Source organism: Rhizobium sp. ZPR4 (genome assembly GCF_040215725.1).
In the GTDB taxonomy this organism is placed as follows: Bacteria; Pseudomonadota; Alphaproteobacteria; order Rhizobiales; family Rhizobiaceae; genus Rhizobium; species Rhizobium rhizogenes_D.
This window is the reverse complement of record NZ_CP157967.1, coordinates 2,863,863-2,888,571: the sequence shown is the minus strand read 5'-3', so window position 1 is coordinate 2,888,571 and position 24,709 is coordinate 2,863,863. Positions and strand designations below refer to the sequence as shown.

The window sequence follows — 24,709 nt, the reverse complement described above, 5'->3', positions numbered from 1 at the left end:
ATCGTCCTTGTCTTTTACGTTGGTGGAGAATGTAAGCCGTTCGGCCTTGAAGTCCAACGCTCGGCTGATAACATTTGTTTCGATGCACGCCGATATTGTCGATCTCCGCCAGTTTTATCATTCCGAGCTCGGTCGCTTGGCGGAGCAGTCGATCGCCATGGCGCTTTCCTCCATCTGGGCGCGGATGCCGGAGGAGCGGCTTGTCGGCCTCGGTTATGCCGTTCCCTATCTCGATCGTTTCCGCGCCGATACCGAGCGCACCTTCGCCTTCATGCCTGCGGGGCAGGGCGCGGTGAACTGGCCGATGGGCTCGGCCTCGTCGACGGCGCTGATCTTCGATGAAGAACTGCCGCTACCTGACAGTTCGATCGACCGCGTGCTGATGGTGCATTCGCTGGAATTCGCCGAAAGCCCGCGCGAGACGCTGAAAGAGCTCTGGCGTGTGCTAGCGCCAGGCGGACGGCTCGTCATCGCCGTGCCGAACCGCCGCGGCGTCTGGGCACGCATGGAGCATACGCCGTTCGGCTCCGGCCGGCCCTATTCGCGTGGCCAGCTCACCTCGCTGCTGCGCGAAACCAATTTCACGCCGGGCGCTACGGCCGAGGCGCTGTTCTTCCCGCCTTCGAAACTGCGCACGGTGCTGCGGCTGCGCCGCGCCTTTGAGCGAGTTGGGCGTACCCTTTGGCCCGCGTTCTCCGGCGTCATCATCGTCGAGGCGCAGAAGCGGCTCTATCAGGGGCTGCCCGTTGCCGTTCGCGCCTCGCGCCGCGTCTTCGTGCCGGTGCTGGCACCGCGCGGCATACCGACCACGCGCGACGGCCGGTGAAGTGATCGGTTGACCGCTGACACTCGACAAAACTGCGTTTCCGCATTAATGCGACGGGGTGTCATAAACCGGAATTTTCCGGTCCTTCCCAAGGTCGATCCCATGAGCATGGAAATGAGCAAGCCCGTCCCGCGTTCCGGCATTCTCGATATAGCCGCCTATGTGCCGGGCAAGGAGCATGCGCCGGGCGTTGCGCGCGTGTTCAAGCTCTCCTCGAACGAGACGCCGCTCGGCGCCAGCCCTAAGGCCATCGAAGCCTTCCGCACCGCTGCCGAACATCTCGAGCGCTATCCGGACGGACAGGCCAGGGAATTGCGTCAGGCGATCGCCGACGTCCACGGGCTGAATGTGGCCAACATCCTTTGCGGCGCTGGCTCCGACGAGCTGCTCGGCCTGCTCTGCCATACCTATCTCGGTACCGGTGACGAAGGCATCATCACCGAGCACGGCTTCCTGGTCTACAAGATCCAGATCATGGCCGCCGGCGCGACGCCGGTAACGGTCAAGGAAAAGGATTGCACCGTCGATGTCGACGCCATCCTCGCCGCCGTCACGGAGAAGACCAAGATGGTCTTCATTGCCAACCCCGCCAATCCCACCGGAACCTATGTGCCGGTCAGCGAGATCCGCCGCCTGCAGGCGAGCCTGCCGAAGCACGTCATCCTCGTGCTCGACGCGGCCTATGCCGAATATGTCCGCCGCAACGATTACGAGGCCGGCCTTGAGCTCGTTTCGGCAAACCAGAACGTCGTCATGACCCGCACCTTCTCGAAGGTTTACGGTCTTGCCGCACTTCGCGTCGGCTGGATGTACGGTCCGGTCGATATCGTCGATGCGATCAACCGCGTGCGTGCCCCGTTCAACATGAACACGGCAGCCATCGCTGCCGGAGCCGCCGCCATTCGCGATCAAGCCTTCACCGAGAAGGCTGTGGCGCACAATACGCTCTGGATCGGGAAGGTAACGGCCGCGCTCGAAGGCCTCGGCCTCAAGGCAACGCCGTCGGTTGCGAATTTCGTGCTGATCCACTTCCCTGACAGCGATGGCAAGCGCGCTGCGGAAGCCGACGATTTCCTGACGAGCCGCGGCTATATCCTGCGCGCCGTCCGGGCCTATGGTTTCCCGAATTCGCTGCGCTTGAGCATTGGCACCGAAGAGGCCAATCTCGGCGTCATCGACGCACTGACCGAATTTATGGGACGCAAGTCATGAGCAGCATCCAGTTCGACCGCATCGCGCTGATCGGTATCGGCCTTATCGGCTCCTCCATCGCCCATGACATCAAGCGCCTCGGCATCGCCAAGGAAGTGGTGATCTCGACGCGCAGCGCCGAGACCCTGAAGCGTGCCGAAGAACTGAAGCTCGGCGACCGTTACACGCCGTCTTCAGCCGAAGCGGTCAAGGATGCCGATCTCATCATCGTCTCGGTGCCTGTGGGAGCCTCGGAGAGCGTTGCCAAGGACATCGCCGCGCATCTGAAGCCGGGCGCCATCGTCACCGACGTCGGCTCCACAAAGGCCTCGGTCATCGCGCAGATGCAGCCGCATATGCCGCCCAACGTGCATTTCATTCCCGGCCATCCGCTGGCGGGTACGGAGAAATCCGGCCCGGATGCGGGCTTTCCGGGGCTGTTCAAAGGGCGCTGGTGCATCTTCACCCCGGTTCCCGGCACCGACGAAGCCGCGATCAAGACGCTTCGCGGTTTTTGGGAGACTCTGGGCTCCCGCGTCGACGAGATGGATCCCGAGCATCACGACAAGGTGCTGGCCATCGTTTCGCATCTGCCGCATCTGATCGCCTATAATATCGTCGGCACCGCCGATGATCTGGAGACGGTGACTGAATCGGAAGTCATCAAATATTCGGCTTCCGGCTTCCGAGACTTCACCCGCCTTGCAGCCTCTGATCCGACCATGTGGCGCGACGTGTGTCTGCATAATCGCGATGCGATCCTGGAGATGCTGTCGCGCTTTTCGGAGGATCTGGCGTCGCTGCAGCGCGCCATTCGTTGGGGGGACGGTGACAAGATCTTCGAACTTTTCACCCGTACGCGCGCCATCCGCCGCTCGATCGTCGAAGCCGGCCAGGATGTCGACGTGCCCGACTTCGGCCGTCACGCGCTGGATGCGAAGGAATAGGCATCCCGACGCAAGGGCGGAGCGCTCATGATCGTCAGACGCGGGCGCTTGGAAGATCTGTCCTGGCTCGTCGAGCACGACGATGCGCGCGAGGCTTGGGTCAATCGCTGCATCGCGTTCGGTGATTATCTCGTGGCCGAGCAGGATGGCGAGCTTATCGGCTTCCTGCGGTTCAGCCGCTTCTGGGGCAGGATACCCTATATGGATATGATCCGCGTGCTGCCGTCGCGCCAGCACGCGGGCGTGGGAACGGCCTTGTTCCACGCCTGGGAAGCCGCCATGATCGACGAGGGTGCCGAGCATCTGATGACATCGAGCGAATGGGCGGAGGCCGAGCCGCAGGCATGGCACCGCCGCAATGGCTTCAAGGCTGCCGGTAGCATCGACCTTCGCATCATCCAGTCGAGCCCGGAGATATTCTTCCTGAAGGATATCTCCGGCACCTGCAAAGAATAGGCTCTCAGATCGGCGGGATCTTGCCGAGCGGGATGAAGCCGCTGAGCGAGAGGCGGCCACGATCGGCGGTGAGATCGACGGAAACCTTGTCGCCGCCATTGGCAAGCGCCTTCAGCATCTTTGTCGCCGTCTTGATGATGCTCTTGGCGGCGGGAAGCGTGGTGGTCAGGCTGTCGCCCCATGGCCCGATCTGGTTGATCTCCAGCTTGAACTGGCCGGACAGAAAACCGTCATCGTCGAAATTGAAGGGGCCGGAAAGCGTCATGATGCGGCCATCACCGATGTCGATAACGGCCTGATGCAGCACGCCGGCGGTGCCGCGAAGCCCCTCGCGGTCGCTGCCATCGAGTAGCCCGGCCTTGCCTGATAGCGTGACGTTGGCGCTCGTCGATGCGGTTGGCAGGGTCTGCGGAAAATCCTTGATCACGGCATTGGCGTTTTCGACGCCGATGGCGAGATCCAGATCGCTGCCATTCTGGTTGGCATGCATCTCCGTGTGGGCAGCGGTGACATTGACGCTCTGGCCGGTGACGGATGAGACGATGCCGGCTTTCAACCCCTCGATGACAGTCTGAGTCTGCGCGACGCCGCGGCCCTTGGCAACGAGGTTCGATTGCAGATCGGTCCATTCGGCCGATACGGTCAGGCCCTCCGTCGTACGCAATTCTGCAGGAGATTTCAGGTTCCAGCTCACATGGTTGGGCTGGAAGACTGGTGCGGAGGCGCTGAGCCGGTCGAAATTGGTGGAGACGCCCCGCGTCTGGTTGTCGACCGTCACCGTGTCGCAAGTCAGGCCGATGGCGAAGGGGAAGCCGTTGAAGGCCATGTTCTCGCATTTGCCGGCAACGCCGGCACTGTTCTGCTGGCCGAGTGCCTTCAGGACATTAGCCCTGACGAAACTGGTCGCGTAGTACCAGCCGCCGGTATAAAGACCGGCCAGGACCACCACCAGCCCCAGAAGGATGAGCCACAGACGCTTGCCTCGACCGGTCGTTACGCTCTGGCTTGACGCTGCCATGTTGTTCTCCAATGGTTGGACTGAAGCTTCACAGTGATTTGGCGTTGGATATGGACGAATTTTGGGTGTTTGGCTACGGATCCCTCATGTGGAATCCGGGCTTTGGTTATGATGAGCGGGCCGAGGCCCTGATTTTTGGTTATCGTCGCTCGCTCTGCGTCCGTTCCTGGGTCCATCGCGGCACGGAAGAAACCCCTGGTCTCGTCTTGGGCCTGGATCGCGGCGGCTCCTGCCGCGGCATAGCTTTTCGCGTACCAGCCGCCTCCTGGGACGAGGTGCTCGCCTATTTGCGCGAGCGCGAACTCGTCACCAACGTCTACCTGGAAAAGACGCTCCCCATCCGTCTGGCCGATGGGAGGCGCGTGACCGCTGTGGCCTATGTCGTCGATCGCAACCACAGGCAATATGCCGGCGCGCTTGACGCGGCCGAGGCGGCGCATGTGGTGGAAGCCGCCATCGGCCGCTCCGGCCCGAACGATGCCTATGTCTTCAACACGCTGACGCATCTGCGCGATATGGGCATCCGCGATCATTGGCTCGAGCAGGTTGCAGACGAAGTGGAGCGGATGCGAAAGGCGTCCTGAGCCCATTGCTTCGCGCCGAAGCTTCTCAGACTGCGGCGGAAACCGGTTTCGCCTTGCCGATTTCAGCCAGACGTTTAGCGGCCGTCGGCGGAACCGGCAGGTTCGGGTTGTTGGCGATCGTCTCGACCAGCAGTTCGTCGCTCGCCCTTTCCGTTTCCTCGATCAGGCGTGCAAAAAAGGCATCGGGGTCCATGCCGGGCTCGATCGGCGGCAGGATGCGAACCTTGATATGGCCGGGATATTTGCGGAAGGTACGGCGTGGCCAGAAAAGGCCGGGATGCATGGCCACGGCGACGACGGGGATGTTGAGGTCGCGATACATGCGGGCGATGCCGTATTTATAGACCGGTTCGGCGCCTGGCGGCCGGCGCGTGCCTTCGGGGTAGATGATGAGCTGGCGGCCGGTGGCGAGCTCTTCGCGTGTGCGCTTCAACACGTCGAACATCACTTTGCCGCGCGCGCTGCGATCCACCGGGATCATGCGCTGCTTCCCCGCATACCAGCCGAACAACGGGATCCACATCAGCTCGCGCTTCAGGATATAGACGGGATCATCGAGATAAGGCAGTAGCGCGAAGGTATCCCAGAAGGATTGATGCTTGGGCGCGAAGATGAAGCTGCCCTTTGGGATGTTCTCCAGGCCCTCGACCTCGAAGGTGGTGCCGACGATCTTTTCCATCAGCCAGGTGCTGGATTTCGCCCATGCCTTGGGAATCGCATAGGCGGCCTTGCGCGGCATCAGGAAATAGATCGGCGTCAATACGATCATGCGAATGATCAGATTGGCATAGAAGACTGTATTGAACAGGATCGAACGCAAGATAATCATCGAGGCTTTCCCAACGCACCGGCTTGCACCGGCATCCGAAGGTTTGCCTACACGATTACGGCGTCAATAAAAAGTCGGTGCATGCTTGGTTTTCGCGTCTTCAGGCGCATCCCTCTCTCCGACATTCGCTCTTGGCGCTTGAAGCTTTCGATGTCATGCAAAACCGCTGCACAGTCTGGCGCGGCGAGCCTCAGTCGTCGTCATCGACCGGCTGTCGGGAACGCAGGCCTATCGGCCGCCCGAGGCCGGTCAGGTTGCGGGCGCCGGCAAGGAGGACCTTGGCGTATTCCGAGATCATTGTCCGCAGCGCGTTCGGGTCCGTGAACCAGTTCTTGGTCTTCAGGTCGGAGTTGACGACCGGATAGGGAATGAAATCGGTCGAGGGATCGACATATTTCAGTTCAGCGAGGCTGCGGGGCATATGGTAGTTGTTCGTCACCACGAGAACGCTCTTATAACCCCTGGCGTGAATCCATTTTGCTGCCTCGCGGGCATTGCCGATCGTATCGAGCGCGTCGTAGCCGATGTCGACACAGCAGCTGAACAGGCTGGCGGAACTCTGCGTCAGTTTGCGGATCTGCGTCGGCGTGGTGGTCGGATGTGCGCCCGATATCAGCAGGCGGTTGCCGGCACCGGTGCGCAGCAGCTCCACCGCCTGGTCGATCCGCTGATAACCGCCCGTGAGCACGACGATGGCATCGGCCTTGGGTTCCAGCGGCGGCTTCAAGGTGGTAATCGAATCGGCGAAATGCAGGAAGCCGCCGAAAATGATGGCGACCAAAAAAATGAAGGCGAAGCCGCCCCAGCGCAAAAGACGCCGGAACAGGCTGCGGCGCACGGGTCTGTCGCCGCGGGAGTGCTCCCGCAACGGCTGCGAACTCACGGTCTTGCGAGTCGTCAGATCCATGCTCATGATTCGGTACTATACGCCAATTGCGGCAAGGAACGGGCTGGCAAACGGTAAAAAAACATCACGGAAGCGTCAATTCTGTACGCTATCCGTCCGCCCGGGATCGGAACGGATCAGATCGATCTCGTAGATCGTGCGCATGACGGTGAAGCGTGCCGTCAGTGTCGTCAGCAGCGCGATGATGATCATGGTGGCGAGAATGCCGACATAGCCGAGCGCGCCGACGGAGAAGGTCCCGAACAGTGCCGTCGCCTGATCGGTCTGCGGCGTGGCTATCGTATGGCTCTGCAGGATGCCGGCTGTCGCGAAGAACAGCGCGGCGAGCGCGCTTCCAGCTCCCGACCCTTTGAGGCTGATCTTCAGGAAATGCTTCTGGAATTCATTGGCCACGAAGGTGCTTTCGGCGCCGACGAAATGCAGCACCTCGACGATATGGCGATTGCCTGACAATGCGCCGCGCGTGGCGAAGACCACGGTCAGAACCATGGCGGTGAAGACAAGCAGCAGGACGCCGGTGCCGATGAGAACGGTGGTGTGCGCCATCGACACGAGCCGGTCGACCCAGGTGCGATGGTCGTCCAGCGTCGCTTGCGGGATCTGCGCCTTGAGCAAGCTGCGCATCGCTTCGAAGTCAGGCGGATGCGTCTCGTCGATGGTGATGATGACGAGGCGCGGGACGGGCAGTTCCTTGATATCGAGGCCGGCGCCGAGCCAGGGCTCGAGAAGGCGAGCTGTCGCTGCCTCATCAACGATCTGGCCCGATTTGGTACCGACGAAGCTGAGCGCGATATCGCGGGCGCTCGTCAGCGCCTTTTCCATGTCGAGATTGTCGTCCGGCTTGATCTGGATGGTGATCTCGCGGGAAATCTGGCTCTCCCAGCTTGCTGCCGTCGAGCGCACCATGCTGACTGCGCCGAGCGTCAGGCAGGCGAGGAAGGCCATGATGGCGATGACGACGATGAGCGCATTGCCCTGAATGTTCGAGGACGGCACGATCGGCCCGGTCGGGCGAACGCGCATCTCCGGACGCTTGCGCTCCACAGGTGCTGCGGGCGTTTGTCGCGCCTGCGGAGCCTTGGCGCTCGGGGCGTTCCTGCGGGGAGGGGGCTCAGTCATAGATATCGAGATGCCCCCCCGATAGAATCATGCGCCTTGCTTCGATCTGATCCATCAGGGCGAGATCGTGCGTGGCAATGACGACGGCGGTGCCGAGACGGTTGAGCTCCAGAAAGAGGTTGAGCAGGCGGCGCGCCATCGGCGGGTCGACATTGCCGGTGGGTTCGTCGGCAAGCAGGATTTCCGGGCGATCGATGAGGGCGCGGGCGATGGCGGCGCGTTGCTTCTCACCGCCAGAGAGCACCGGCGGCAGCACATTTATGCGCTCGCCCAGTCCGACCCATTTCAAGAGCTCCAGGACGTCGGTGCGATAGGAGCTTTCATCCTTGCCGCGCACACGCAGGGGCAGGGCGACGTTTTCATAGGTCGTCAGATGCTCGAGCAGCCGGAAATCCTGGAAGACGATGCCGACACGGCGGCGCAGCAGCGGCAGTTCGTTGCGCGGGATTGAGGATATCTCCCGGTCGAACATGCGGATCAGCCCGCGCGTCGGCTGCAGCGACATGAAGAGCAGGCGCAGCAGCGTCGTCTTGCCGGCGCCGGAAGGGCCGGTCAGGAACTGGAACGATTTCTTCGGTATGTCGAAGCTCAGGTCGCGGAGGATCTCCGGACCCATGCCGTAACGCAAACCGACGTTCTCAAAATGAATCAACGGGCAGTCCAGTCTTCCGCAGGGTTCAATCAGGCGACTTGTTAACCAATGGCATTAACAGCCGGTAAATTTTTCTGGAAAGGCGCCCCATTCATGGCGATCTTTGCGAAGCATTAACCAATAAAATTTACGACTGGGCAGGATTCGTTTCAATGCCCAGATTGGCAATGGGCGTCGAAACCATGTGGATCACCGCAACGGGAGGCCATCATGGGCGCTTTTCGCCACCGTCCACAGCAGACGGGGCTGATTTATGACCTCATTCCGCCCGAACGTGGGGCGGGATCGGGCCAGGTGCATTACGTCATGCCAAAAGCCGATATCGTCGATGCCGAATTCGTGACCGTTTCCGCCGCGCGCGGACGGACAGTGTCGGGCGTCAATATGCGCTATGGCCGGCATGTCCAACCAAAACCGCAGCCGACGACGCGCAAGACTGGCTTTTCGCGCATCCTGTCCGTCCTGCGCGGCATTGAGAAGGTTTTGCAGCAGGCGTCGCGTCGCAGTTTCGTGGCGCTCATCGTTTGCCTCGCAATATTGATCTTCGGTCTTTCCGGCGGCTTTTCCAGTCTCTCGAGCGTACCAGCCGATGCGACGGCCGATCCGCTGCAGTTCTCGCATGTGACACTGACGCCGCGGGATGAGAACGGTCTGCCCGTCTTGAGACTGAACGGCATCATCGAGAATGTCAGCGGCGCCACGCTTTCGGTCCCACAGGTGCGCGCCGATCTTTTCGCCGGAGATCAGCTGGTCAGAAGCATCGTGGTGGATACGCCGGTCGATCGCCTCGGGCCGCATGAAAGCCGCGGATTCTCGACGCGATTGCAGCATCCCGGTGGAAAAACGCCGGATGTCCGGCTTTCCTTCATGCCATAGGGGGTGTGTCCGCGCCGCCGATTGTGCTACGGGCTAGAGCTTGATCGGCGGCCAGGGGCCGCCGCAGCCATGGAGCATGCCAATCAATGCCTGTCGTACGCGGGAAGAATATCGAGCCGCTTTTCACTGCCGAGCAGATCGCCGAGCGCAATCATGCCTTGGCGAAGGAAATCGCCAAGGGGCCGACGAAGGACCTCCTCGTCATCGCCATCCTCAAGGGCTCGTTCATCTTCGCAGCCGATTTGTTGCGCGCCTTGCATGAGACCGGGCTTGCCCCGGAGGTCGAGTTCATCACGCTTTCGAGCTATGGCGCCGGCACGACGTCACAGGGTGTGCGCATCGTCAAGGATATCGATAGCGACGTTAAGGATCGTGATGTCCTGCTGATCGATGACATTCTCGAATCGGGCCGCACGCTGCGCTTTGCCAAAGAGCTGCTCTATGAGCGCGGCGCCCGCAACGTCACGCTGGCTGTCCTGCTCGACAAGAGCGTCAAGCGCCAGGAAGAGCTGGAGGCCGATTATGTCGGCTTCGAATGCCCCGATTATTTCGTGGTCGGCTACGGCATGGATGTCGCCTACGCCTTCCGCGAACTGCCCTTCGTCGGCGTCGTCACGGGCGACGCCGAAGCCTGATCTTAAGTTAATGCAGGCGGCGTGTCCGCCTGTCCCATTCTGCTCCAGTGATGACGAACCATTAACCACGGAGCCTGATCGCCTGCCCGTCGTTTACCTATCGCAAACGGAATTCTGGTGATTTCGGTCGCGGAACATGACGGACCAGGAGCACAGACCATGGCAAAAATTCTGATCACGGAAGACGAAGACTCGCTTCGTACCTTCGTCGCCCGCGCGCTGCGCTTGGACGGTCACGAGACCGAAGAGGCAGCTGACGGCGCGGAAGGTTTGGAAAAGCTGAAAGAGGGCGGCTACGACCTGCTTCTCTCGGATATCCGCATGCCTGTGATGGACGGCATCGAGCTTGCCCATCAGGCGCATTCGACGTGCCCGGGGATGAAGATCCTGCTGATGACGGGCTATGCGGAGCAGCGCGAGCGCGCCGACGACCTTATGGAAAAGATTGTCGACGTCGTCGCCAAGCCCTTCGCGCTGCCGGACATCCGCAAGGCTGTTGCGCGGGCCTTGGCTGCCTGAAATTTGTCGATTGTCGGCGCAGTCGTTTCCTGTGCCGACTTCATCATCATTTGCGGATAGGTCCGAAATCGTCATCCGGATAGTGGATGGTTTCCTCCCCCGGCCTTCTTGAGCCAACGACGATCATCGTCACCGCGGCGGTGGAATGATTGAGCAAATGATGGGCATTCGGTTGCCCCGCCGGAAATCCCACAACATCGCCAGGCCCGAGGATATGGTGACCGTTTTCATCGATCAGCGTCGGGACGCCCGTCAGAATATAAAGGAACTCATCCTCCGCCATGTGCCAGTGACGTGATGATGACATGCTTCCGGGATCGAGCGTGACGAGATTCACGCCGAATTGCGTAACGCCCACGGCCTTGGCCAGCCGAATCTCGTGCTTGCCGCTGAGCCTTGCATCCGCGTCGGCAATACCGGGCAGGCCTGTTGTGACAGGCAGATCCGAAATATTGGCAAGCTTGGTCTCCATGTCATCCCTCTTTGCGAAGCATGAAAGACGGGCCACTTCCATGGCAGGCTGCTTACTGGCCGAGATTCAGCAAACGCTCCAGATAGCGCCGTTCTTCACTCAGCGTGGGATTGTTGCTCAATCGTTCGCGAATGGCATCGAGAATTTCGCGTGCGCGCTGGGCGTCGATGATCTTCGGCACCATGTCCCTATCGGGCGCATCCAAGGGACCATCCCGTAGCCGGCCGAGCGGATCGCGGCCGTTTTGGCCGCCCTGGCCCATCTGTCCCGGCATCTGCCCCTGCCCCTGGCCTTGTCCCTGCTGCTGCATCTGGGCCATGAGCTGGTTCATCATCTCGCGCGTGCCCTTACGCAGGGCGTCCAGCGCGCGTCCTTGTCCCTGCACGGCGCCTTCGCCATTACCTTCAGAGAGCTGGCCTGACGCGCCCTTCATCTCCTGCTGTGCCTTGCCGTAATTCTGGTTCGGCTTCATGCCCAACGAGCCGAGATCTTTCTGCAGTTCGCCGAGCTGCTTGCCGAGATCCTCCTGCTGCTGGCGCAATTGTTTCAGCGCGTCGCGCAGCTGATCGGCCGTCATGCCGTCCGTGGGGTCCTTGCCCTTCTGACCTTGCTGATTCTGGCCCTGCTGGTTTTGGCCTTGCTGCTGATCCTGGTTGCGCTGGCCCATATCAGGGCGCATCTGGTCATTGAGGCCGGGCATGGGCTGATCCATCATGCCGTCGCCGTCCTCGTTGGAATCGCCGCGCTGCATGCGGTCGCGCATGGCCTGATCGAGCTTGAAAGTCTGATCCATCAGCTTCTGCTGATCGCGCATGATGCGGCCGAGCTTATCCATCTGCTCGCGCATCTTGTCATTGGCTTGGTTCTGCTGTTGCCCCGGCTGCGGCTTGCCGGCCTGGAGGCTGTTCATCAGCTGCTGCAGTTCGGAAAGCATCTGCTGCGCGGCCTGGCGGTCGCCGGAGCGAGCGAGATTCTCGATCTGATCCATCATGCGCTGCAGGTCCTGCTGGCGCAGGATATTGGCGGAACGCTGGTTCGGCTGGGCCGGCATGTTGCGCATGCGCTCGGCCAGCTCCTTCATATAGGCGTCCATCGCCTTGCGCAGCTCGTCGGTGAGCTTCTTGATCTCGGCATCGGAGGCATTGCGCTGCAGGGCGTCGGAAAGCTTCTGCTGGGCGTCGCGCAGAGCCTTTTCCGCATCGGTCAGCTGGGCGTCTTCCATGCCGAGCGCGATCTGCCAGAGATAATCGGCGGTATCCTTCAGCGAGGCTTCGCTGCTTGCGAGCTTCATGCGCGTCAGCGCCGACTTGATTGCGAGATAATTGCCGAGATCGGGAATGGTCTCTTCCGGGCGGATGGTCAGCGATTTGTTGAGCTCGATCGCTTCCGGCATCTTCCGCGTGTCGAGCGCAAACACCTGGCGTTCTTCGGCCACGGCGGCAGCGAGCGGCTGGCTGAAATTGCGGGACGGCAATACCATCTCGTAGGGTGAACTGCGGCCCGTCTGGCCGGCACCGTCCTTGGCGACAAGGGTGATGCGGACGCGCTTGCCGGCGAGCGGATCCTGCGTCAGATCGTGGGTTGCCAGACCCTTGCCATTGCGGCGGTCGCGACGCGGAAGCTCCAGCTTGTATTCAGGCAGGCCGTATAGGGGTTTGGCAGCCGGATCGGATTCCACCGGCACGATCTCCGCATAGGCTTCCTCGACGCCGTAGTCATCCTTGACCTTGAAGCCGAGTTCCAGAGCGCTGCTGGTCGTCGCATGCGGAATGCCGTCGAAGGTGATCTCCGGCGGCTTGTCGACGACCACATTGAAGGACCAGGACTTGCCGTTGACGGTCAGTTCGCCGCCCTTCTCAAGCTTGAGAACATGCGTGCGGGCAACCATTCCGTCTGCGGCCGGGATATTGCCGGTGCCGTTTGCTGCGGGCGGTACCGCGGGAGGCGTTGCAGGCTTTGCGCCAGCAGGGCCTTGTTTGTCGGCATCAGCGGCCTGTTCGGGAATTTCGACGCCTTTTTCCGCACCAGTCGCCTGGAACAGCACTTTCTCATCCGTCGCAGCACCCGAAACACGCACGGTGAGCTCGGAGAATTGAGGTACGTTCAGGCTGTTGCCGGCATTGTCGACATTGCCGGTCAGATAGACGGGCGCTTCGCCGGTGTAATAGGGCGGGGTAACCCAGGCATCGACGCGGACATCCGGGTTGCTCGATGTCGAGGTTGATGCCGTGAAGGCATCGCTCAGCGAGCCGCCGCTATTGGACATGGAAAAGCTGAAGGCCGTTACCAGCAGCAACGCCGGGACGGCGCGCAATGCGAAGCGGTCGTAGCGCGTGATGTCCGGCCTCGGCAGGCCGGCATCCAGGGCGGCGATGCGCTCGGCCATGCGCGTCTGGTGCTCGCGCCAGAGGGCGCGCGCAAAGGGAGTATCGAGCGCCGGTTCGTCTTCCTGCACCGTAACAGGCTGGTGAGCGAGACCGTTGCGCTCTTCGAGCAGTCGATCAGCTTCCGCAACACTCGGCCAGCGCAGGCGGCGCAGTGGATAGAGAGAGATGGCGAAGCCGACCGCGAAGACGGCAAGCAGCAGAAAGCGCAGAATATCCGGCGAAATGCGGAAAATGCCGAACCAGGCAACGGACAGGAAAACTGCCAGGATGGATGCCGGCAACAGCAGTCGCGGCAGCAGCTGTTCGCTGACGAGCACCAGCCGGGCAAAGAGACGCTTGACCGCAACCATGCGCGCCAGCGCCGGACGGGTGGCGAAAGCGCCCTTCTTGGGGTGGCTGGGGCTGGTCATCGGTCCGGTCTTCTCCCGATCTGACGTTGATGGCCAGAGCATGATGCCGAAAAATGTAAGCGGCTTTCGGACGATATCATGCTCTACTTCTTTGATTCTAGAGCGGATTCAGATTCTAGATCGATTCGATCCAAAATCATCCGGCTCTAGTCGCCCGTTGGGAATGGCGCGGCGTCCCACACGCTCGCGCACTCGGCGCCCGGCGAGACGCCACTCAATCAAAGATAACATTCTTTGTGGCGAAGACGAGGGCAATGGGCTCGAAAGGCTGTTTTTTAATCGGACTTCGCTGAAACGTGATCGGGCAAAGCAGCTTTTGCAGCCCTGCCCGAAATCATGCATTGAAGTCGATTATCCCTCCAGCCAGGCCGGGATGGAATCCAGGCCGATCAGCTCTTCATAGGTCCCACGCGGGCGGATGACGTGGAATTCACCGCCCTTGACCAGCACTTCCGGAACCAGAAGCCGGCTGTTGTAAGTGCCGGCCTGCACGGCGCCATAGGCACCGGCCGAGCCGACGGCGAGGAGATCACCGGGCTTCGGCAGCGCCATCTCCCGGTCGAGCGCCAGATAATCGCCCGTCTCGCAAACCGGGCCGACGATATCGGCCTTGATGCGCGAGGCATCGGCGGCACTCGTCACGACTGGGCGAATCTCGTGATAGGCTTCGTAAAGTGTCGGGCGGATGAGATCGTTCATGGCGCCATCGACGATGACGAAGCTCTTGTCGCCGCCATCCTTCACATAGATGACCTCGGTGACGAGAATGCCGGCATTGCCCACGATCAGCCGGCCGGGCTCGGTGACGATCTTGCAATTGAGGCCACGGAGCTGGTTTTTGACGATCTCGGCATATGCGTCCGGCAACGGCGGCGGATTGTTGTCGTCGCGATAGGGGATGCCGAGACCGCCGCCGATATCGACGTGATGGATGTCGTGGCCGTCGCCGCGCAGCGTTTCCACGAGGTCGCGCAGCAGCCTGAAGGCATCGTCGAATGGCTGTAGTTCGGTGATCTGGCTGCCGATATGCATGTCGATGCCGGTGGCATTGATGCCCGGCAGGCTGGCGGCACGGTCATAGACGGCGCGGGCACGCTGCCAGGAAATGCCGAACTTGTTTTCCTTCTTGCCGGTCGAGATCTTCGCATGCGTGCGGGCATCCACATCCGGATTGATGCGGAAGGAGACGGGCGCCACCTTTCCGGCGCGAACGGCACGCTGGTTCAGCACTTCCAGTTCGGGCTCGGATTCGACGTTGAAGCAATAGATGCCGGCTTCCAGAGCCACGTCCATTTCCTGTGCGGTCTTGCCGACGCCGGAGAACATGATGCGGTTTGCCGGGATTCCAGCGGCCAGCGCGCGGCGCAACTCACCGACGGAGACGACGTCGACACCGGCACCGAGGCGACCAAGCGTCTTCAGCACCGCCTGGTTGGAATTGGCCTTCATGGCATAGCAGACCATGGCATCGACATCACCGAAGGCTTCCGCGAAGACGCGATAGTGGCGCTCCAGCGTTGCCGTCGAATAAACGTAGAAGGGGGTACCGACCGCCTTGGCGATCTCGGGAACCGGTACATCCTCGGCGTAGAGGATGCCGTCGCGATACTCAAAATGGTTCACGGTCGCTGCCTAATCAGAGAAGCGGGTCGAGGAAGAACTTCTTGTCCTCCGTACCCGGCTCCTTCGTCGGCTTGGAGACGTCACCGCCTTTGGTCGCATGAGCACTCGGCGGATCGAGAGGGCCTTTGCGGCCACATCCGACGACGGCAAGGCCGACGACCGAAAGCACGACGGTCAGGCGGATGATGTGCGGCATGTTGATCTGCATCGAAATCCTCTTGGGCGACTAGAGCGTGATGCTGAAAAGTGTGAGCGGTTTTCAGACGACATCGTGCTCTACTTCTTTGATTCTAGAGCCGGATGATTTTAGATCGTTTCGACCTAAAATCATCCGGCTCTAGCGCGAAAGTCACTCTTCTTAGCGAAGTTTCCCGCGTTTGTGCACCCTGATTGTTTAAGTGCGTTTTCGTCAGTCTTTTCAGTTGCGAGCGCGCCAGAAGGCGATCTGCTTGCGCACTTCCGAGGGCGCCGTGCCGCCGAAGCTCTTGCGGCTGGCAACGGAGGCTTCGACCGTCAGGACATCGAAGATCTTGTCGGTGATATCGGGGTGGATCGCCTGCAGATCTGCGAGCGACAGTTCCGCCAGCTCGCAGGACTTGCTTTCGGCAAGCGCCACGGCGCGGCCCGTCACATGGTGGGCGTCGCGGAAAGGCAGGCCTGCTTCGCGTACCAGCCAATCGGCAAGGTCGGTCGCGGTGGAATAGCCGGAGCCGGCGGCGGCCTTCATGCGGGCGGTGTTGATCGTCATGTCGCGCATCATGCCGGTCATGGCGGCAATGGCGAGTTCCAGGCTTTCGGCTGCGTCGAAGACCTGTTCCTTGTCTTCCTGCATGTCCTTGGAATAGGCGAGCGGCAGGCCCTTCATGATGGTGAGCAGCGCCACCAGCGAACCGTTGATGCGGCCGGTCTTGGCGCGCACGAGTTCGGCGGCATCCGGGTTCTTCTTCTGCGGCATGATCGAGGAGCCGGTGGAGAAGGCGTCGGACAGGCGCACGAAACCGAATTGCGGCGTCGACCAGATGACGATCTCCTCGGCAAGCCGCGACAGATGCATGCCGGCAATCGCGGCGATCGACAGGAATTCGAGGGCGAAATCGCGGTCGGAGACGGTATCGATCGAATTGCGGGTGGGCTCGCGGAAGCCGAGCGCCTTGGCCGTCATGTGGCGATCGATCGGGAAGCCGGTGCCGGCGAGGGCCGCGGCGCCGATTGGCGATTCATCCATATGCTCGATGGCGTGACGTACGCGCGAACGGTCGCGGCCGAACATCTCGACATAGGCCATGCAATGATGGCCGAAGGTGACGGGCTGTGCCGTCTGCAGATGAGTGAAACCAGGCATGACGGTTTCGGCATGTTCCTCGGCGCGGTCAAGGAAGGCCGCGATCAGATCGGTCAGCGCCTGCTCGCACTTCTGCAGCTCTTCCTTCACCCAGAGGCGGAAATCGAGCGCCACCTGGTCGTTGCGCGAGCGGGCGGTATGCAGACGGCCGGCAGCAGGCCCGATCAGGGTCGCAAGCCGCGCCTCGACGTTCATGTGGATGTCTTCGAGGCGGCGGGAGAATTCGAAATTGCCGCTTTCGATCTCTGACAGGATCGTGTTCAACCCGTGAACGATCTTGTCTTTATCCTCGGTTGAAATGATGCCTTGATTGGCGAGCATGCTCGCATGCGCGATTGAGCCGCGGATATCCTGTGCAAACAGCTTCTTGTCGAAACCGATCGAGGCATTTATCTCCTCCATGATCGCCGCGGGGCCGGAAGCGAAACGCCCGCCCCACATCTGGTTGGAGGATTTGGTGTCCGTGCCGTCAGTCATGAGATGCCCACCTGGAGAATGTAATGACAGCAAAGAAGCCGTTCGGTCTGCCGTCCATGAAACTTGTTCTGCTTGCCGCCGTCGCTGGGGTTATTGCCGGCGCGGCAGCGGTATACGTGAAGGAGGCGGGGTATGGCAATGGCATTGGTGAAACCGCCTCTGCCGATCAATGCGGGGCGGCCAAGGATCGTGCAGCGGCCCTGAGGCCGTTCACCAAGGGCCAGGTCGCCGCCATGAGCGTGCCGCCGGCGCCGATCTCGCTTCAGGGTGTTTCCTTCAAGGGGGGCGACGGGCAGCCGTTGTCGATCAGCAGTTTTGCCGGCAAGACCGTGCTGCTGAACGTGTGGGCGACATGGTGCGTGCCGTGCCGTGAGGAAATGCCGGCATTGAACGCGCTTGAGAAGAGCGTCGGCAGCGACAAGTTCGAAGTGGTTGCCGTCAATATCGATACCGGCGACGATGAAAAGACGAAGGCCTTCCGCACGGAATATGCGATCGACAAGCTCGGCTACTATCGCGACAACACGATGGGCGTGTTCAATGTACTGAAGAAGCAGGGTCTGGCCTTCGGTCTGCCGGTGACGTTGCTCATCGACAACAAAGGCTGCCTGCTGTCGGCGATGAACGGGCCGGCGGTCTGGGACAGCGAGGATGCCAAGAACCTGGTGAAGGCCGCAACAGCGCTGTAACGCGTTCGTTCGCTGGGTCGCCAGGCGTAAGAATTGGAATTGATCGAGGGAAGGTCATCCTCGGGTAAGCCCCAGCTGAGAGGCTGGAATCACCCTAGGCACTTTTTGAAAATCGATCCAGATGAACCAGTCTCCTGCGCATGCTTCAGCCGACGCATCAGCGGCTTCCCATGTCTTGGCTCAGGCCGAGACCTTGACGGGGGCCGGTCGTTATGAGGAAGCCATCCACCTATTGCTATCGGCCCGCGAGCTTGTCAGCCGTGAACCAGTCATGTGCAACATGCTGGGATTTCTGCTGCTGCAGGTCGGCAGGCCGCAGGATGCGGTCCTGTGGTTCGAAGCGGCGCTTGGCCTCAAGCCCGATTATATTCAGGCGCTATCCGGCCTCGGCACAGCATATCAGAGCAGTGGCGATCTTGTCCGGGCACTGCGGTGCTATGACAGAGTGGTTGCTGCGCAGCCGGACGACGCGGCGTCGTGGTACCATCAAGGGTTCGTGCTTCAGGAGCTGGGGCGGTCGGTCGAGGCACTTTCGAGCCTTGATCGGGCGATCTCTTTCAAAAGCGACTTTAGTCCGGCCCTTGCCAAGCGCGGAGAGGTCATCGAGTCGCTGAGCAATATGCCGGAGGCCATGCAGGCGGCCTTGCGCAGCTGCCACCAGTCGCCCGAAGATGTGAGATCGTGGTCGCAACTTGGCGATCTTCTCCAGAAATACCGCGATTTCGACAAGGCGATCGCAGCCTATGACAAGGGATTGTCGCGCTTTCCCGGTGACTTCCGCTGCCTCTGCAACAAGGCGCAGGCGCTGGAGGCGATGGGGCGCTACCGCGAAGCCCTGGCCACGGCCCAACAAGCGCTGCGCGTCGAGCCGAGCGACCGCGATGCGCTGGTGCTTTGCGGCAAGCTCGAACTCAAGTTCGGAAATCTGGCGGCCGCGCATATTTGTTTTCAAATCATTGCCGAGATGGGTGTGGTTCGCAATTATCCGGCGGCGAAGAAGCCTGCTAAGTTTCGAGCGCTCCTGCTCTTCTCGCCCGAGGCTGGCAACACACCCTATGAGGATCTGATCAGGGATAGCTGCTTCGATACCGAAGTGCTCTTTGTCTTGCGCAATTATCGCAACGACCCGCAGGACTGCAGCGATCGGGTCGATGTCGTCGTCAATCTCGTCTCGGAAACCGATTTCGGGCTTGATGTCATGGCATCTGCGATCGATGTCGCCGATTCTCTGCGCAGGCCTGTCGTCAATCATCCGCGGCTGATGCTGGCGACCGATCGCGAATCCATCTCGCGGCGTCTGACCAGCGTTGCGGATGCGGTCATGCCGGCGACGATCCGGATCGAGGCCAGGGATCTGCGGCGGCGGGTGCGTGATGGCGATACCAGTTCCTTTCCGCTGATCGTACGCCATGCGGGCAAGCATGGCGGCGACATGATGGAGCTGGCTGGGGATGCCGACGCATTGCTGCGCTTTGCCGAAGAGGCCGGAGAGCAGACCCTCTATCTGACGGATTTCGTCAACTACAGTTCACCCGATGGGCTGTTTCGCAAATACCGTTTCATCTTCGTCGGAGACCAGATTCTCCCCTATCATCTCGCCATCGGCGATGGCTGGAAAGTGCATCACGCCTCGACGCGCATGGCCAGTGTCGAATGGATGCGCAGGGAGGAAGAGGCGTTTCTCAATGAGCCCGCGCGCATCTTCGGAGCCAAAGGCATGGCTGCCCTCGATGCCATCCGCCGCCAGATCGGCCTCGATTATTTCGGTATCGACTGTTCGCTCGATTCCGAGGGCAGGATGGTGATCTTCGAGGTCAACGCGTCGATGCTGATCCACCTCCACAATGCGGGTTTTGAATACAAGACGCCGCATGTGCACAGGATCAAACAGGCGTTCGAGCTGCTTCTGGAGCGGCGAGCGAACGAATACCGTTCATGGATTTCGACAACGGGAGCAACACGGGCGCGGAGCGCATGATCGCACTTCGCCGACCGCGCTTTTCGCAGCGTGATGCTTGACGATTATCGTGTCGGAATCGGGGTTTCGCCGCGGTAGTCGTAGAAGCCACGGCCCGATTTGCGGCCGAGCCAGCCGGCTTCGACATATTTCACCAGCAGCGGGCAGGGGCGGTACTTGGAGTCGGCAAGCCCGTCGTGCAGCACCTGCATGATCGACAGGCAGGTGTCGAGGCCGATGAAATCGGCAAGCTGCAGCGGACCCATCGGGTGGTTGGCACCGAGCCGCATGGCGGTGTCGATGGCATCGACGGTGCCGACGCCTTCATAGAGCGTATAGATCGCCTCGTTGATCATCGGCAGCAGGATGCGGTTGACGATGAAGGCGGGGAAATCCTCGGCAACGGTGATCGTCTTTTCCAACGAGGAGACGTAGGTCTTGGCAGCCGAGAAGGTTGATTCATCGGTGGCGATGCCGCGCACCAGCTCCACGAGCTTCATGACCGGGACCGGGTTCATGAAGTGGATGCCCATAAAGCGTTCGGGACGGTCGGTGGCGGAGGCAAGCCGGGTGATCGAAAGCGACGAGGTATTCGTCGCGAGCAGCGCCTCAGGCTTCAGCACCGGACATACCTGCGCATAGATCTTGCGCTTGACGCTTTCATCTTCCGTCGCGGCCTCGATGGCGAGATCGACTTGGGCGAGATCGTTGAGATCAGCCGAGCCGGTAATGCGCGCGAGAGCCGCCTTGCGCTCTTCATCGGTCATCTTGCCGGATGCGACCTGGCGGGCGAGATTGCCGTTGATGGTGGCAAGTCCGCTTTCGATGCGATCCTGCGAGAGATCGTAGATATGGACCTTATAGCCGGCCATGGCGGATACATGGGCAATGCCGCAGCCCATCTGGCCCGCGCCGATAATACCGATCGTCTTCAGCGAACTCATTGCCAACTCCCCGGCGCGCTCCTGGCGATGCGCTTATGCTCTTAACCCAAATTTGCCGGGCCATTTCTAGCCCGGCAAAGATTGATAGACCTATAAAAGACGATTTTCCAGTCTCTCGCAACTGCGAGAAGGCCAGTGGCGCGATCAAAGCGCCTTTTGCAATTCCGGCAGGGCTTCGAAGAGGTCGGCGACGAGGCCATAGTCGGCGATCTGGAAGATCGGGGCTTCCTCGTCCTTGTTGATGGCAACGATGACCTTGCTATCCTTCATGCCGGCCAGATGCTGGATGGCGCCGGAAATGCCGCAGGCGATATAGAGCTGCGGTGCCACCACCTTGCCGGTCTGGCCCACCTGCCAGTCGTTCGGCGCATAGCCGGCATCGACGGCGGCGCGCGAGGCGCCAACGGCGGCACCGAGCTTGTCGGCAACCGGCAGGATGACTTCCTTGAATTTTTCCGCCGAGCCCAGCGCGCGACCACCGGAGATGATGATCTTGGCGGAGGTCAGCTCCGGACGATCCGAAGAGGACAAGGCATCGCCGACGAAGCTGGAGAGGGCCGGGTCGGCAGCGGCAGACACCGTCTCGATCGCAGCCGAACCGCCTTCGGCAGCCGAGGCGAAGGAGGCGGTACGCACGGTAATCACCTTCCTGGCGTCGGTCGACTGTACCGTCTGGATGGCATTGCCGGCATAGATCGGCCGCTTGAAGGTGTCGGCCGAGATGACCTCAATGATCTCAGAGACCTGGGCGACGTCGAGCAGGGCGGCGACGCGCGGCAGCACGTTCTTGCCGACCGAAGTCGCGGCACCGATGATGGTGTCGTAGGAGCCGGCCAGCGAAACGATCAGCGCCGCCAGCGGTTCTGCCAGATTGTTGGCAAGGCTGGCATCCTCGGCAACCAATACCTTGGAGACGCCGGAAAGCTTGGCAGCCTGCTCGGCCGCAGCCTTGGCGCCCGCACCGGCAACCAGCACATGGACGTCGCCGCCGATTTTCGTTGCCGCCGTCAGCGCCTTGGCAGTCTGGTCGGAGAGATGGGCATTGTCGTGATCAGCCAGAAGAAGAATGGCCATGATGAAGTCTCCTTTTCCTGGACCTTAGAGAACGCCGGCTTCGGTCTTGAGCTTTTCGACCAGCTCGGCAACCGACTTGACCTTGACGCCCGCCTTGCGGCCCGAGGGCTCTTCCGTCTTCAAGACTTTCAGCCGCGGCTCGGTCGATACGCCGAAATCGGCCGGCGACTTCTTGTCGAGCGGCTTCTTCTTGGCCTTCATGATATTCGGCAGCGAAGCATAACGCGGTTCGTTGAGGCGCAGGTCCGAGGTGACGACAGCCGGAAGCTTTACCTCGATCGTCTGCAGGCCGCCATCGACTTCGCGGGTGACCTTGGCGCTACCATCATCGATCTCGATCTTCGAGGCGAAGGTGGCCTGGGCCGTGCCGAGCAATGCTGCCAGCATCTGGCCGGTCTGGTTACTGTCGTCATCGATCGCCTGCTTGCCGACGATGATGAGGCCAGGCTGTTCGGCGTCTGCAACACCCTTCAGGATCTTGGCGACAGCGAGCGGCTCGACTTGATCGTCGGTCTCGACCAGGATGGCGCGATCCGCACCCATGGCGAGCGCCGTTCTCAGCGTCTCTTCAGCCTTGGCCGGCCCGATCGAGACGACCACGACTTCCTCCGCCTTGCCGGCTTCCTTCAGACGCAGCGCTTCTTCGACCGAGATCTCGTCGAACGGGTTCATCGACATCTTCACGTTCGATAGCTCAACGCCAGAACCATCCGGCTTCACGCGGATCTTTACGTTGTAGTCAACGACCCGCTTAACGGGAACCAGTATCTTCATGGAAACCTTCCTTCAACATGACCGCCCGAGAACATGCGCTGCTTAGCGCCATTCCATTTGTCGAATGGCGACATGGATACGCGTTTTTTCCCCAATTACAACGCTTCCAGGCCGCCGAGATGCGAATTGCTTGAAAGGCATAAATAACGTTTACGTCAACGTCAATACATATGCCCGGATGATTGGCGGATGCCGCTATCGATTCTTGCCCGGAACCCAGAGCACGTCGGCGCGGCCACGATCATTGGTATGGCGTGCGGCGACGAAGAGGAAATCGGAGAGCCGGTTGACGTATTTCAGCGCCGCCGGGCTCACCCGTTCGCCCTGCTCACGCGACAGCGCCACCATCAGGCGCTCGGCACGCCTGGCAATGGTGCGGGCGAGGTGCAGATGGGCGGATGCCGCGCTCCCGGCCGGAAGAACGAAGGATCTCAGGGGCTCGAGATCGGCATTCAGCAGATCGATATCGTGTTCGAGGCGCTCGACCTGTTGGTCGATGATGCGCAGGGGTTCATAGGCCAGAGGCTCATCGGTTTCCGGGGTCGAAAGATCGGCGCCGAGATCGAAGAGATCGTTCTGGATGCGCATCAGCATCGCGTCGATCTCGGGCATGTCTGACGTATGCAGCCGGGCGACGCCGATAGCGGAATTGGCTTCATCGACAGTCCCGTAGCTTTCGACGCGCAGGTCGTGCTTCAGGCGCCTCGGGCCGGCGGCAAGGCCGGTGGTGCCGTCATCGCCGGTCTTGGTGTAGATCTTGTTCAGCTTGACCATCGTGTTCCTGTGGTTAGGCCGGGCGGCCGCCGCCCGTCAGCCAAAGCGTCAGCATGATCAGGATGACCGCCACTGCCTGCAGCAGAACGCGCAGCTGCATCAGCCGGTTCGAAAGGTTCGGATTGTCGCCTTTCATCATGTTCAGCAGGCCGCGAATGAGAACGATCGCGACGAGGCCCATGACAATGATGGCGGCGGTATAGGTAACGGTCGACATGGCTCCTCCATCCTTGTCTTCAGAGCGGCTCAGCCTCCAACGGAATCTTCGAGCCGCCCCATTTCATGATTGTTCCGCAATCCCGGACGGAAAACCGTTCCGCGCTTTTCCTGGGATTGCTTTAGTCCAGTCGGCGCATCAGACGATAGAAAAGGTTAGCCGGCAATAGCCTTTTCAAGAGCACGCCCTGCTTGGCGGGTGTCGTTACCAGGTAATGCGGGCGCGGATTTCTGACGTTCAAAGCCGATTTTAGCACATCATAGACCGCTTCCGGACCCAATTTATGTTTATTGATCGGTCCTGATCCATCAAGCCGTTTCAGCTGCCTGCGGTATTCCACCGCATGGGGAGAACCTTCGAGGTCGATATGCTCGTTGATCTTGGCGAGCGCATTGGCGGTAAACTTCGTCGCAATCGGGCCGGGCTCGATGAGGCTCACATGGATGCCGCTATCCTGCAGCTCCATTCTGAGCGTGATCGTCAGCCCTTCGAGCGCGAACTTCGACGCAGTATAGGCGCCGCGGAAGCGATAGGGAACCAGTCCCAGAATGGACGAGCAATTGACGATGCGGCCATGGCCCTGCTTTCGCATCAGCGGCAGAATCTGGCGGGTCAGCTCGTGCCAGCCGAAGAAATTCGTCTCGAACTGTTCGCGCAGCACATCGGTCGAAAGATCCTCAACGGCACCCGGCTGGCCATAGGCGCCATTGTTGAAGAGAGCGTCGATGCGGTCGCCCGTGCGCTCGCGTAGCGTCGCCACGGTGGCGGAAATGGTCTCGGACTTTGTATAGTCGAGGAGCAGCGCTTCGATGCCGTCGGCTTCGAGCACGGCGAGATCTTCTTCCTTGCGCACGGTCGCAAAGACGCGCCATCCATCGTCACGCAACGCCCGTGCGCAGTAAGCGCCGATGCCGGAGGAGCAACCAGTGACGAGGATCGTGCGTTGTTCCGTCATGGAGAGATGATTCCTGTACAAACCGGAACTCGTTTCCCATATTCAGGAACCCGAT

The 24,709-nt window shown here is 60.9% G+C and carries 26 protein-coding genes; 10 read left to right on the top strand and 16 right to left on the bottom strand.

The genetic code is table 11. The annotated features are described in order from the left end of the window. Positions 1–46: 46 nt before the first annotated feature. The 4 genes from ABOK31_RS14150 (at position 47) to ABOK31_RS14135 (ending at position 3,420) form a co-directional block, all read left to right on the top strand. The gene (locus tag ABOK31_RS14150; protein WP_174178266.1) at positions 47–826 is read left to right on the top strand and encodes a class I SAM-dependent methyltransferase; all 780 of its coding nucleotides are present in this window, start codon (positions 47–49) and stop codon (positions 824–826) included. A gap of 102 nt (positions 827–928) precedes the next feature. Then, positions 929–2,038, top strand: a complete 1,110-nt coding sequence (gene hisC, locus ABOK31_RS14145; protein ID WP_349956429.1) for a histidinol-phosphate transaminase — start codon at positions 929–931, stop codon at positions 2,036–2,038. After that, on the top strand, positions 2,035–2,964 hold the full coding sequence (locus tag ABOK31_RS14140) for a prephenate/arogenate dehydrogenase family protein (protein ID WP_174177884.1): 930 nt from the start codon (positions 2,035–2,037) through the stop codon (positions 2,962–2,964). The genes hisC and ABOK31_RS14140 overlap by 4 nt, the downstream gene beginning before the upstream one ends. Positions 2,965–2,991: 27 nt before the next feature. Continuing rightward, the gene (locus ABOK31_RS14135) at positions 2,992–3,420 is read left to right on the top strand and encodes a GNAT family N-acetyltransferase (protein ID WP_349956428.1); all 429 of its coding nucleotides are present in this window, start codon (positions 2,992–2,994) and stop codon (positions 3,418–3,420) included. A 4-nt stretch (positions 3,421–3,424) separates the two neighbouring features. Here the strand turns inward: ABOK31_RS14135 and ABOK31_RS14130 are convergent, their stop codons facing one another. Beyond that, on the bottom strand, positions 3,425–4,438 hold the full coding sequence (locus ABOK31_RS14130) for a DUF2125 domain-containing protein (RefSeq protein WP_174177880.1): 1,014 nt from the start codon (positions 4,436–4,438) through the stop codon (positions 3,425–3,427). 50 nt (positions 4,439–4,488) lie between these two features. Here ABOK31_RS14130 and ABOK31_RS14125 point away from each other — a divergent pair, with 50 nt between their 5' ends. Continuing rightward, complete coding sequence (locus tag ABOK31_RS14125; RefSeq protein ID WP_349956427.1) at positions 4,489–5,022, top strand: gamma-glutamylcyclotransferase; 534 nt, start codon at positions 4,489–4,491, stop codon at positions 5,020–5,022. Positions 5,023–5,047: 25 nt separating this feature from the next. On the opposite strand, the gene ABOK31_RS14120 is transcribed toward ABOK31_RS14125, so the two are convergent. From ABOK31_RS14120 to ftsE, 4 genes are all read right to left on the bottom strand, one after another. Next, the gene (locus ABOK31_RS14120) at positions 5,048–5,851 is read right to left on the bottom strand and encodes a 1-acyl-sn-glycerol-3-phosphate acyltransferase (protein ID WP_174177876.1); all 804 of its coding nucleotides are present in this window, start codon (positions 5,849–5,851) and stop codon (positions 5,048–5,050) included. A 190-nt stretch (positions 5,852–6,041) separates the two neighbouring features. Continuing rightward, positions 6,042–6,758, bottom strand: coding sequence for a YdcF family protein (locus ABOK31_RS14115; protein ID WP_174177874.1), 717 nt, complete (start codon positions 6,756–6,758; stop codon positions 6,042–6,044). A 75-nt stretch (positions 6,759–6,833) separates the two neighbouring features. After that, complete coding sequence (locus tag ABOK31_RS14110; protein ID WP_178133053.1) at positions 6,834–7,781, bottom strand: ABC transporter permease; 948 nt, start codon at positions 7,779–7,781, stop codon at positions 6,834–6,836. 88 nt (positions 7,782–7,869) lie between these two features. Next, positions 7,870–8,529, bottom strand: coding sequence for a cell division ATP-binding protein FtsE (gene ftsE, locus ABOK31_RS14105; protein ID WP_075853762.1), 660 nt, complete (start codon positions 8,527–8,529; stop codon positions 7,870–7,872). 210 nt (positions 8,530–8,739) lie between these two features. Between ftsE and ABOK31_RS14100 the strand changes: the two genes are divergently transcribed. The 3 genes from ABOK31_RS14100 (at position 8,740) to ABOK31_RS14090 (ending at position 10,559) form a co-directional block, all read left to right on the top strand. Then, complete coding sequence (locus ABOK31_RS14100) at positions 8,740–9,405, top strand: hypothetical protein (protein ID WP_174177872.1); 666 nt, start codon at positions 8,740–8,742, stop codon at positions 9,403–9,405. A gap of 86 nt (positions 9,406–9,491) precedes the next feature. Next, on the top strand, positions 9,492–10,040 hold the full coding sequence (gene hpt, locus ABOK31_RS14095; RefSeq protein WP_132720689.1) for a hypoxanthine phosphoribosyltransferase: 549 nt from the start codon (positions 9,492–9,494) through the stop codon (positions 10,038–10,040). A gap of 159 nt (positions 10,041–10,199) precedes the next feature. Continuing rightward, positions 10,200–10,559 (top strand): response regulator, encoded by a 360-nt coding sequence (locus ABOK31_RS14090; protein WP_113332370.1) that lies wholly within the window; start codon positions 10,200–10,202, stop codon positions 10,557–10,559. A gap of 46 nt (positions 10,560–10,605) precedes the next feature. Here the strand turns inward: ABOK31_RS14090 and ABOK31_RS14085 are convergent, their stop codons facing one another. The 5 genes from ABOK31_RS14085 to argH all read right to left on the bottom strand — a co-directional run bounded on the left by ABOK31_RS14085 (position 10,606) and on the right by argH (position 17,270). After that, positions 10,606–11,031, bottom strand: a complete 426-nt coding sequence (locus tag ABOK31_RS14085; RefSeq protein ID WP_349956426.1) for a cupin domain-containing protein — start codon at positions 11,029–11,031, stop codon at positions 10,606–10,608. Between the two features lie 52 nt (positions 11,032–11,083). Then, complete coding sequence (locus tag ABOK31_RS14080) at positions 11,084–13,828, bottom strand: TIGR02302 family protein (RefSeq protein ID WP_349956425.1); 2,745 nt, start codon at positions 13,826–13,828, stop codon at positions 11,084–11,086. Between the two features lie 351 nt (positions 13,829–14,179). Beyond that, positions 14,180–15,451: a diaminopimelate decarboxylase gene (gene lysA, locus ABOK31_RS14075; protein WP_349956424.1), complete on the bottom strand. Its 1,272-nt coding sequence runs from the start codon at positions 15,449–15,451 to the stop codon at positions 14,180–14,182. 13 nt (positions 15,452–15,464) lie between these two features. Beyond that, a complete protein-coding gene (locus ABOK31_RS14070; RefSeq protein ID WP_015341316.1) occupies positions 15,465–15,659 on the bottom strand; it encodes a lipoprotein in 195 nt (64 codons plus the stop codon). A gap of 210 nt (positions 15,660–15,869) precedes the next feature. Continuing rightward, entirely contained in the window at positions 15,870–17,270 is a 1,401-nt protein-coding gene (gene argH / locus ABOK31_RS14065) for an argininosuccinate lyase (protein WP_349956423.1), read from the bottom strand. A 23-nt stretch (positions 17,271–17,293) separates the two neighbouring features. Between argH and ABOK31_RS14060 the strand changes: the two genes are divergently transcribed. Beyond that, positions 17,294–17,959: a TlpA disulfide reductase family protein gene (locus ABOK31_RS14060; protein ID WP_349956422.1), complete on the top strand. Its 666-nt coding sequence runs from the start codon at positions 17,294–17,296 to the stop codon at positions 17,957–17,959. Positions 17,960–18,080: 121 nt separating this feature from the next. Then, entirely contained in the window at positions 18,081–19,937 is a 1,857-nt protein-coding gene (locus ABOK31_RS14055; RefSeq protein WP_349956421.1) for a tetratricopeptide repeat protein, read from the top strand. Between the two features lie 44 nt (positions 19,938–19,981). Here ABOK31_RS14055 and ABOK31_RS14050 read toward each other — a convergent pair whose 3' ends face one another. From ABOK31_RS14050 to ABOK31_RS14025, 6 genes are all read right to left on the bottom strand, one after another. After that, complete coding sequence (locus tag ABOK31_RS14050) at positions 19,982–20,860, bottom strand: 3-hydroxybutyryl-CoA dehydrogenase (RefSeq protein ID WP_349956420.1); 879 nt, start codon at positions 20,858–20,860, stop codon at positions 19,982–19,984. A 144-nt stretch (positions 20,861–21,004) separates the two neighbouring features. Further along, positions 21,005–21,934, bottom strand: coding sequence for an electron transfer flavoprotein subunit alpha/FixB family protein (locus tag ABOK31_RS14045; protein WP_349956419.1), 930 nt, complete (start codon positions 21,932–21,934; stop codon positions 21,005–21,007). A 24-nt stretch (positions 21,935–21,958) separates the two neighbouring features. Beyond that, the gene (locus ABOK31_RS14040) at positions 21,959–22,708 is read right to left on the bottom strand and encodes an electron transfer flavoprotein subunit beta/FixA family protein (RefSeq protein ID WP_349956418.1); all 750 of its coding nucleotides are present in this window, start codon (positions 22,706–22,708) and stop codon (positions 21,959–21,961) included. 195 nt (positions 22,709–22,903) lie between these two features. After that, positions 22,904–23,482, bottom strand: a complete 579-nt coding sequence (locus ABOK31_RS14035; RefSeq protein WP_174177852.1) for a cob(I)yrinic acid a,c-diamide adenosyltransferase — start codon at positions 23,480–23,482, stop codon at positions 22,904–22,906. Positions 23,483–23,495: 13 nt separating this feature from the next. After that, a complete protein-coding gene (locus ABOK31_RS14030) occupies positions 23,496–23,699 on the bottom strand; it encodes a twin transmembrane helix small protein (RefSeq protein ID WP_174177850.1) in 204 nt (67 codons plus the stop codon). A 121-nt stretch (positions 23,700–23,820) separates the two neighbouring features. Continuing rightward, positions 23,821–24,654 carry an SDR family oxidoreductase gene (locus ABOK31_RS14025; RefSeq protein ID WP_349956417.1) on the bottom strand — a complete coding sequence of 278 codons (834 nt, stop codon included), beginning with the start codon at positions 24,652–24,654 and terminating at the stop codon, positions 23,821–23,823. Positions 24,655–24,709 lie beyond the last annotated feature (55 nt).

What these genes read in the sequence shown, in the direction of transcription:
- ABOK31_RS14115 (WP_174177874.1), bottom strand. Translation starts at nt 6,758, where the DNA reads ATGGATCTGACGACTCGCAAGACCGTGAGTTCGCAGCCGTTGCGGGAG.
- ABOK31_RS14135 (WP_349956428.1), top strand. Translation starts at nt 2,992, where the DNA reads ATGATCGTCAGACGCGGGCGCTTGGAAGATCTGTCCTGGCTCGTCGAG.
- argH (WP_349956423.1), bottom strand. Translation starts at nt 17,270, where the DNA reads ATGACTGACGGCACGGACACCAAATCCTCCAACCAGATGTGGGGCGGG.
- ABOK31_RS14035 (WP_174177852.1), bottom strand. Translation starts at nt 23,482, where the DNA reads ATGGTCAAGCTGAACAAGATCTACACCAAGACCGGCGATGACGGCACC.
- ABOK31_RS14110 (WP_178133053.1), bottom strand. Translation starts at nt 7,781, where the DNA reads ATGCGCGTTCGCCCGACCGGGCCGATCGTGCCGTCCTCGAACATTCAG.
- ABOK31_RS14090 (WP_113332370.1), top strand. Translation starts at nt 10,200, where the DNA reads ATGGCAAAAATTCTGATCACGGAAGACGAAGACTCGCTTCGTACCTTC.
- ABOK31_RS14085 (WP_349956426.1), bottom strand. Translation starts at nt 11,031, where the DNA reads ATGGAGACCAAGCTTGCCAATATTTCGGATCTGCCTGTCACAACAGGC.
- ABOK31_RS14140 (WP_174177884.1), top strand. Translation starts at nt 2,035, where the DNA reads ATGAGCAGCATCCAGTTCGACCGCATCGCGCTGATCGGTATCGGCCTT.
- ABOK31_RS14080 (WP_349956425.1), bottom strand. Translation starts at nt 13,828, where the DNA reads ATGACCAGCCCCAGCCACCCCAAGAAGGGCGCTTTCGCCACCCGTCCG.
- hisC (WP_349956429.1), top strand. Translation starts at nt 929, where the DNA reads ATGAGCATGGAAATGAGCAAGCCCGTCCCGCGTTCCGGCATTCTCGAT.
- ABOK31_RS14055 (WP_349956421.1), top strand. Translation starts at nt 18,081, where the DNA reads ATGAACCAGTCTCCTGCGCATGCTTCAGCCGACGCATCAGCGGCTTCC.
- ABOK31_RS14040 (WP_349956418.1), bottom strand. Translation starts at nt 22,708, where the DNA reads ATGAAGATACTGGTTCCCGTTAAGCGGGTCGTTGACTACAACGTAAAG.
- hpt (WP_132720689.1), top strand. Translation starts at nt 9,492, where the DNA reads ATGCCTGTCGTACGCGGGAAGAATATCGAGCCGCTTTTCACTGCCGAG.
- ABOK31_RS14045 (WP_349956419.1), bottom strand. Translation starts at nt 21,934, where the DNA reads ATGGCCATTCTTCTTCTGGCTGATCACGACAATGCCCATCTCTCCGAC.
- ABOK31_RS14070 (WP_015341316.1), bottom strand. Translation starts at nt 15,659, where the DNA reads ATGCAGATCAACATGCCGCACATCATCCGCCTGACCGTCGTGCTTTCG.
- ABOK31_RS14025 (WP_349956417.1), bottom strand. Translation starts at nt 24,654, where the DNA reads ATGACGGAACAACGCACGATCCTCGTCACTGGTTGCTCCTCCGGCATC.
- ABOK31_RS14060 (WP_349956422.1), top strand. Translation starts at nt 17,294, where the DNA reads ATGACAGCAAAGAAGCCGTTCGGTCTGCCGTCCATGAAACTTGTTCTG.
- ABOK31_RS14120 (WP_174177876.1), bottom strand. Translation starts at nt 5,851, where the DNA reads ATGATTATCTTGCGTTCGATCCTGTTCAATACAGTCTTCTATGCCAAT.
- ABOK31_RS14030 (WP_174177850.1), bottom strand. Translation starts at nt 23,699, where the DNA reads ATGTCGACCGTTACCTATACCGCCGCCATCATTGTCATGGGCCTCGTC.
- ABOK31_RS14130 (WP_174177880.1), bottom strand. Translation starts at nt 4,438, where the DNA reads ATGGCAGCGTCAAGCCAGAGCGTAACGACCGGTCGAGGCAAGCGTCTG.
- ABOK31_RS14125 (WP_349956427.1), top strand. Translation starts at nt 4,489, where the DNA reads ATGGACGAATTTTGGGTGTTTGGCTACGGATCCCTCATGTGGAATCCG.
- ABOK31_RS14050 (WP_349956420.1), bottom strand. Translation starts at nt 20,860, where the DNA reads ATGAGTTCGCTGAAGACGATCGGTATTATCGGCGCGGGCCAGATGGGC.
- ABOK31_RS14100 (WP_174177872.1), top strand. Translation starts at nt 8,740, where the DNA reads ATGGGCGCTTTTCGCCACCGTCCACAGCAGACGGGGCTGATTTATGAC.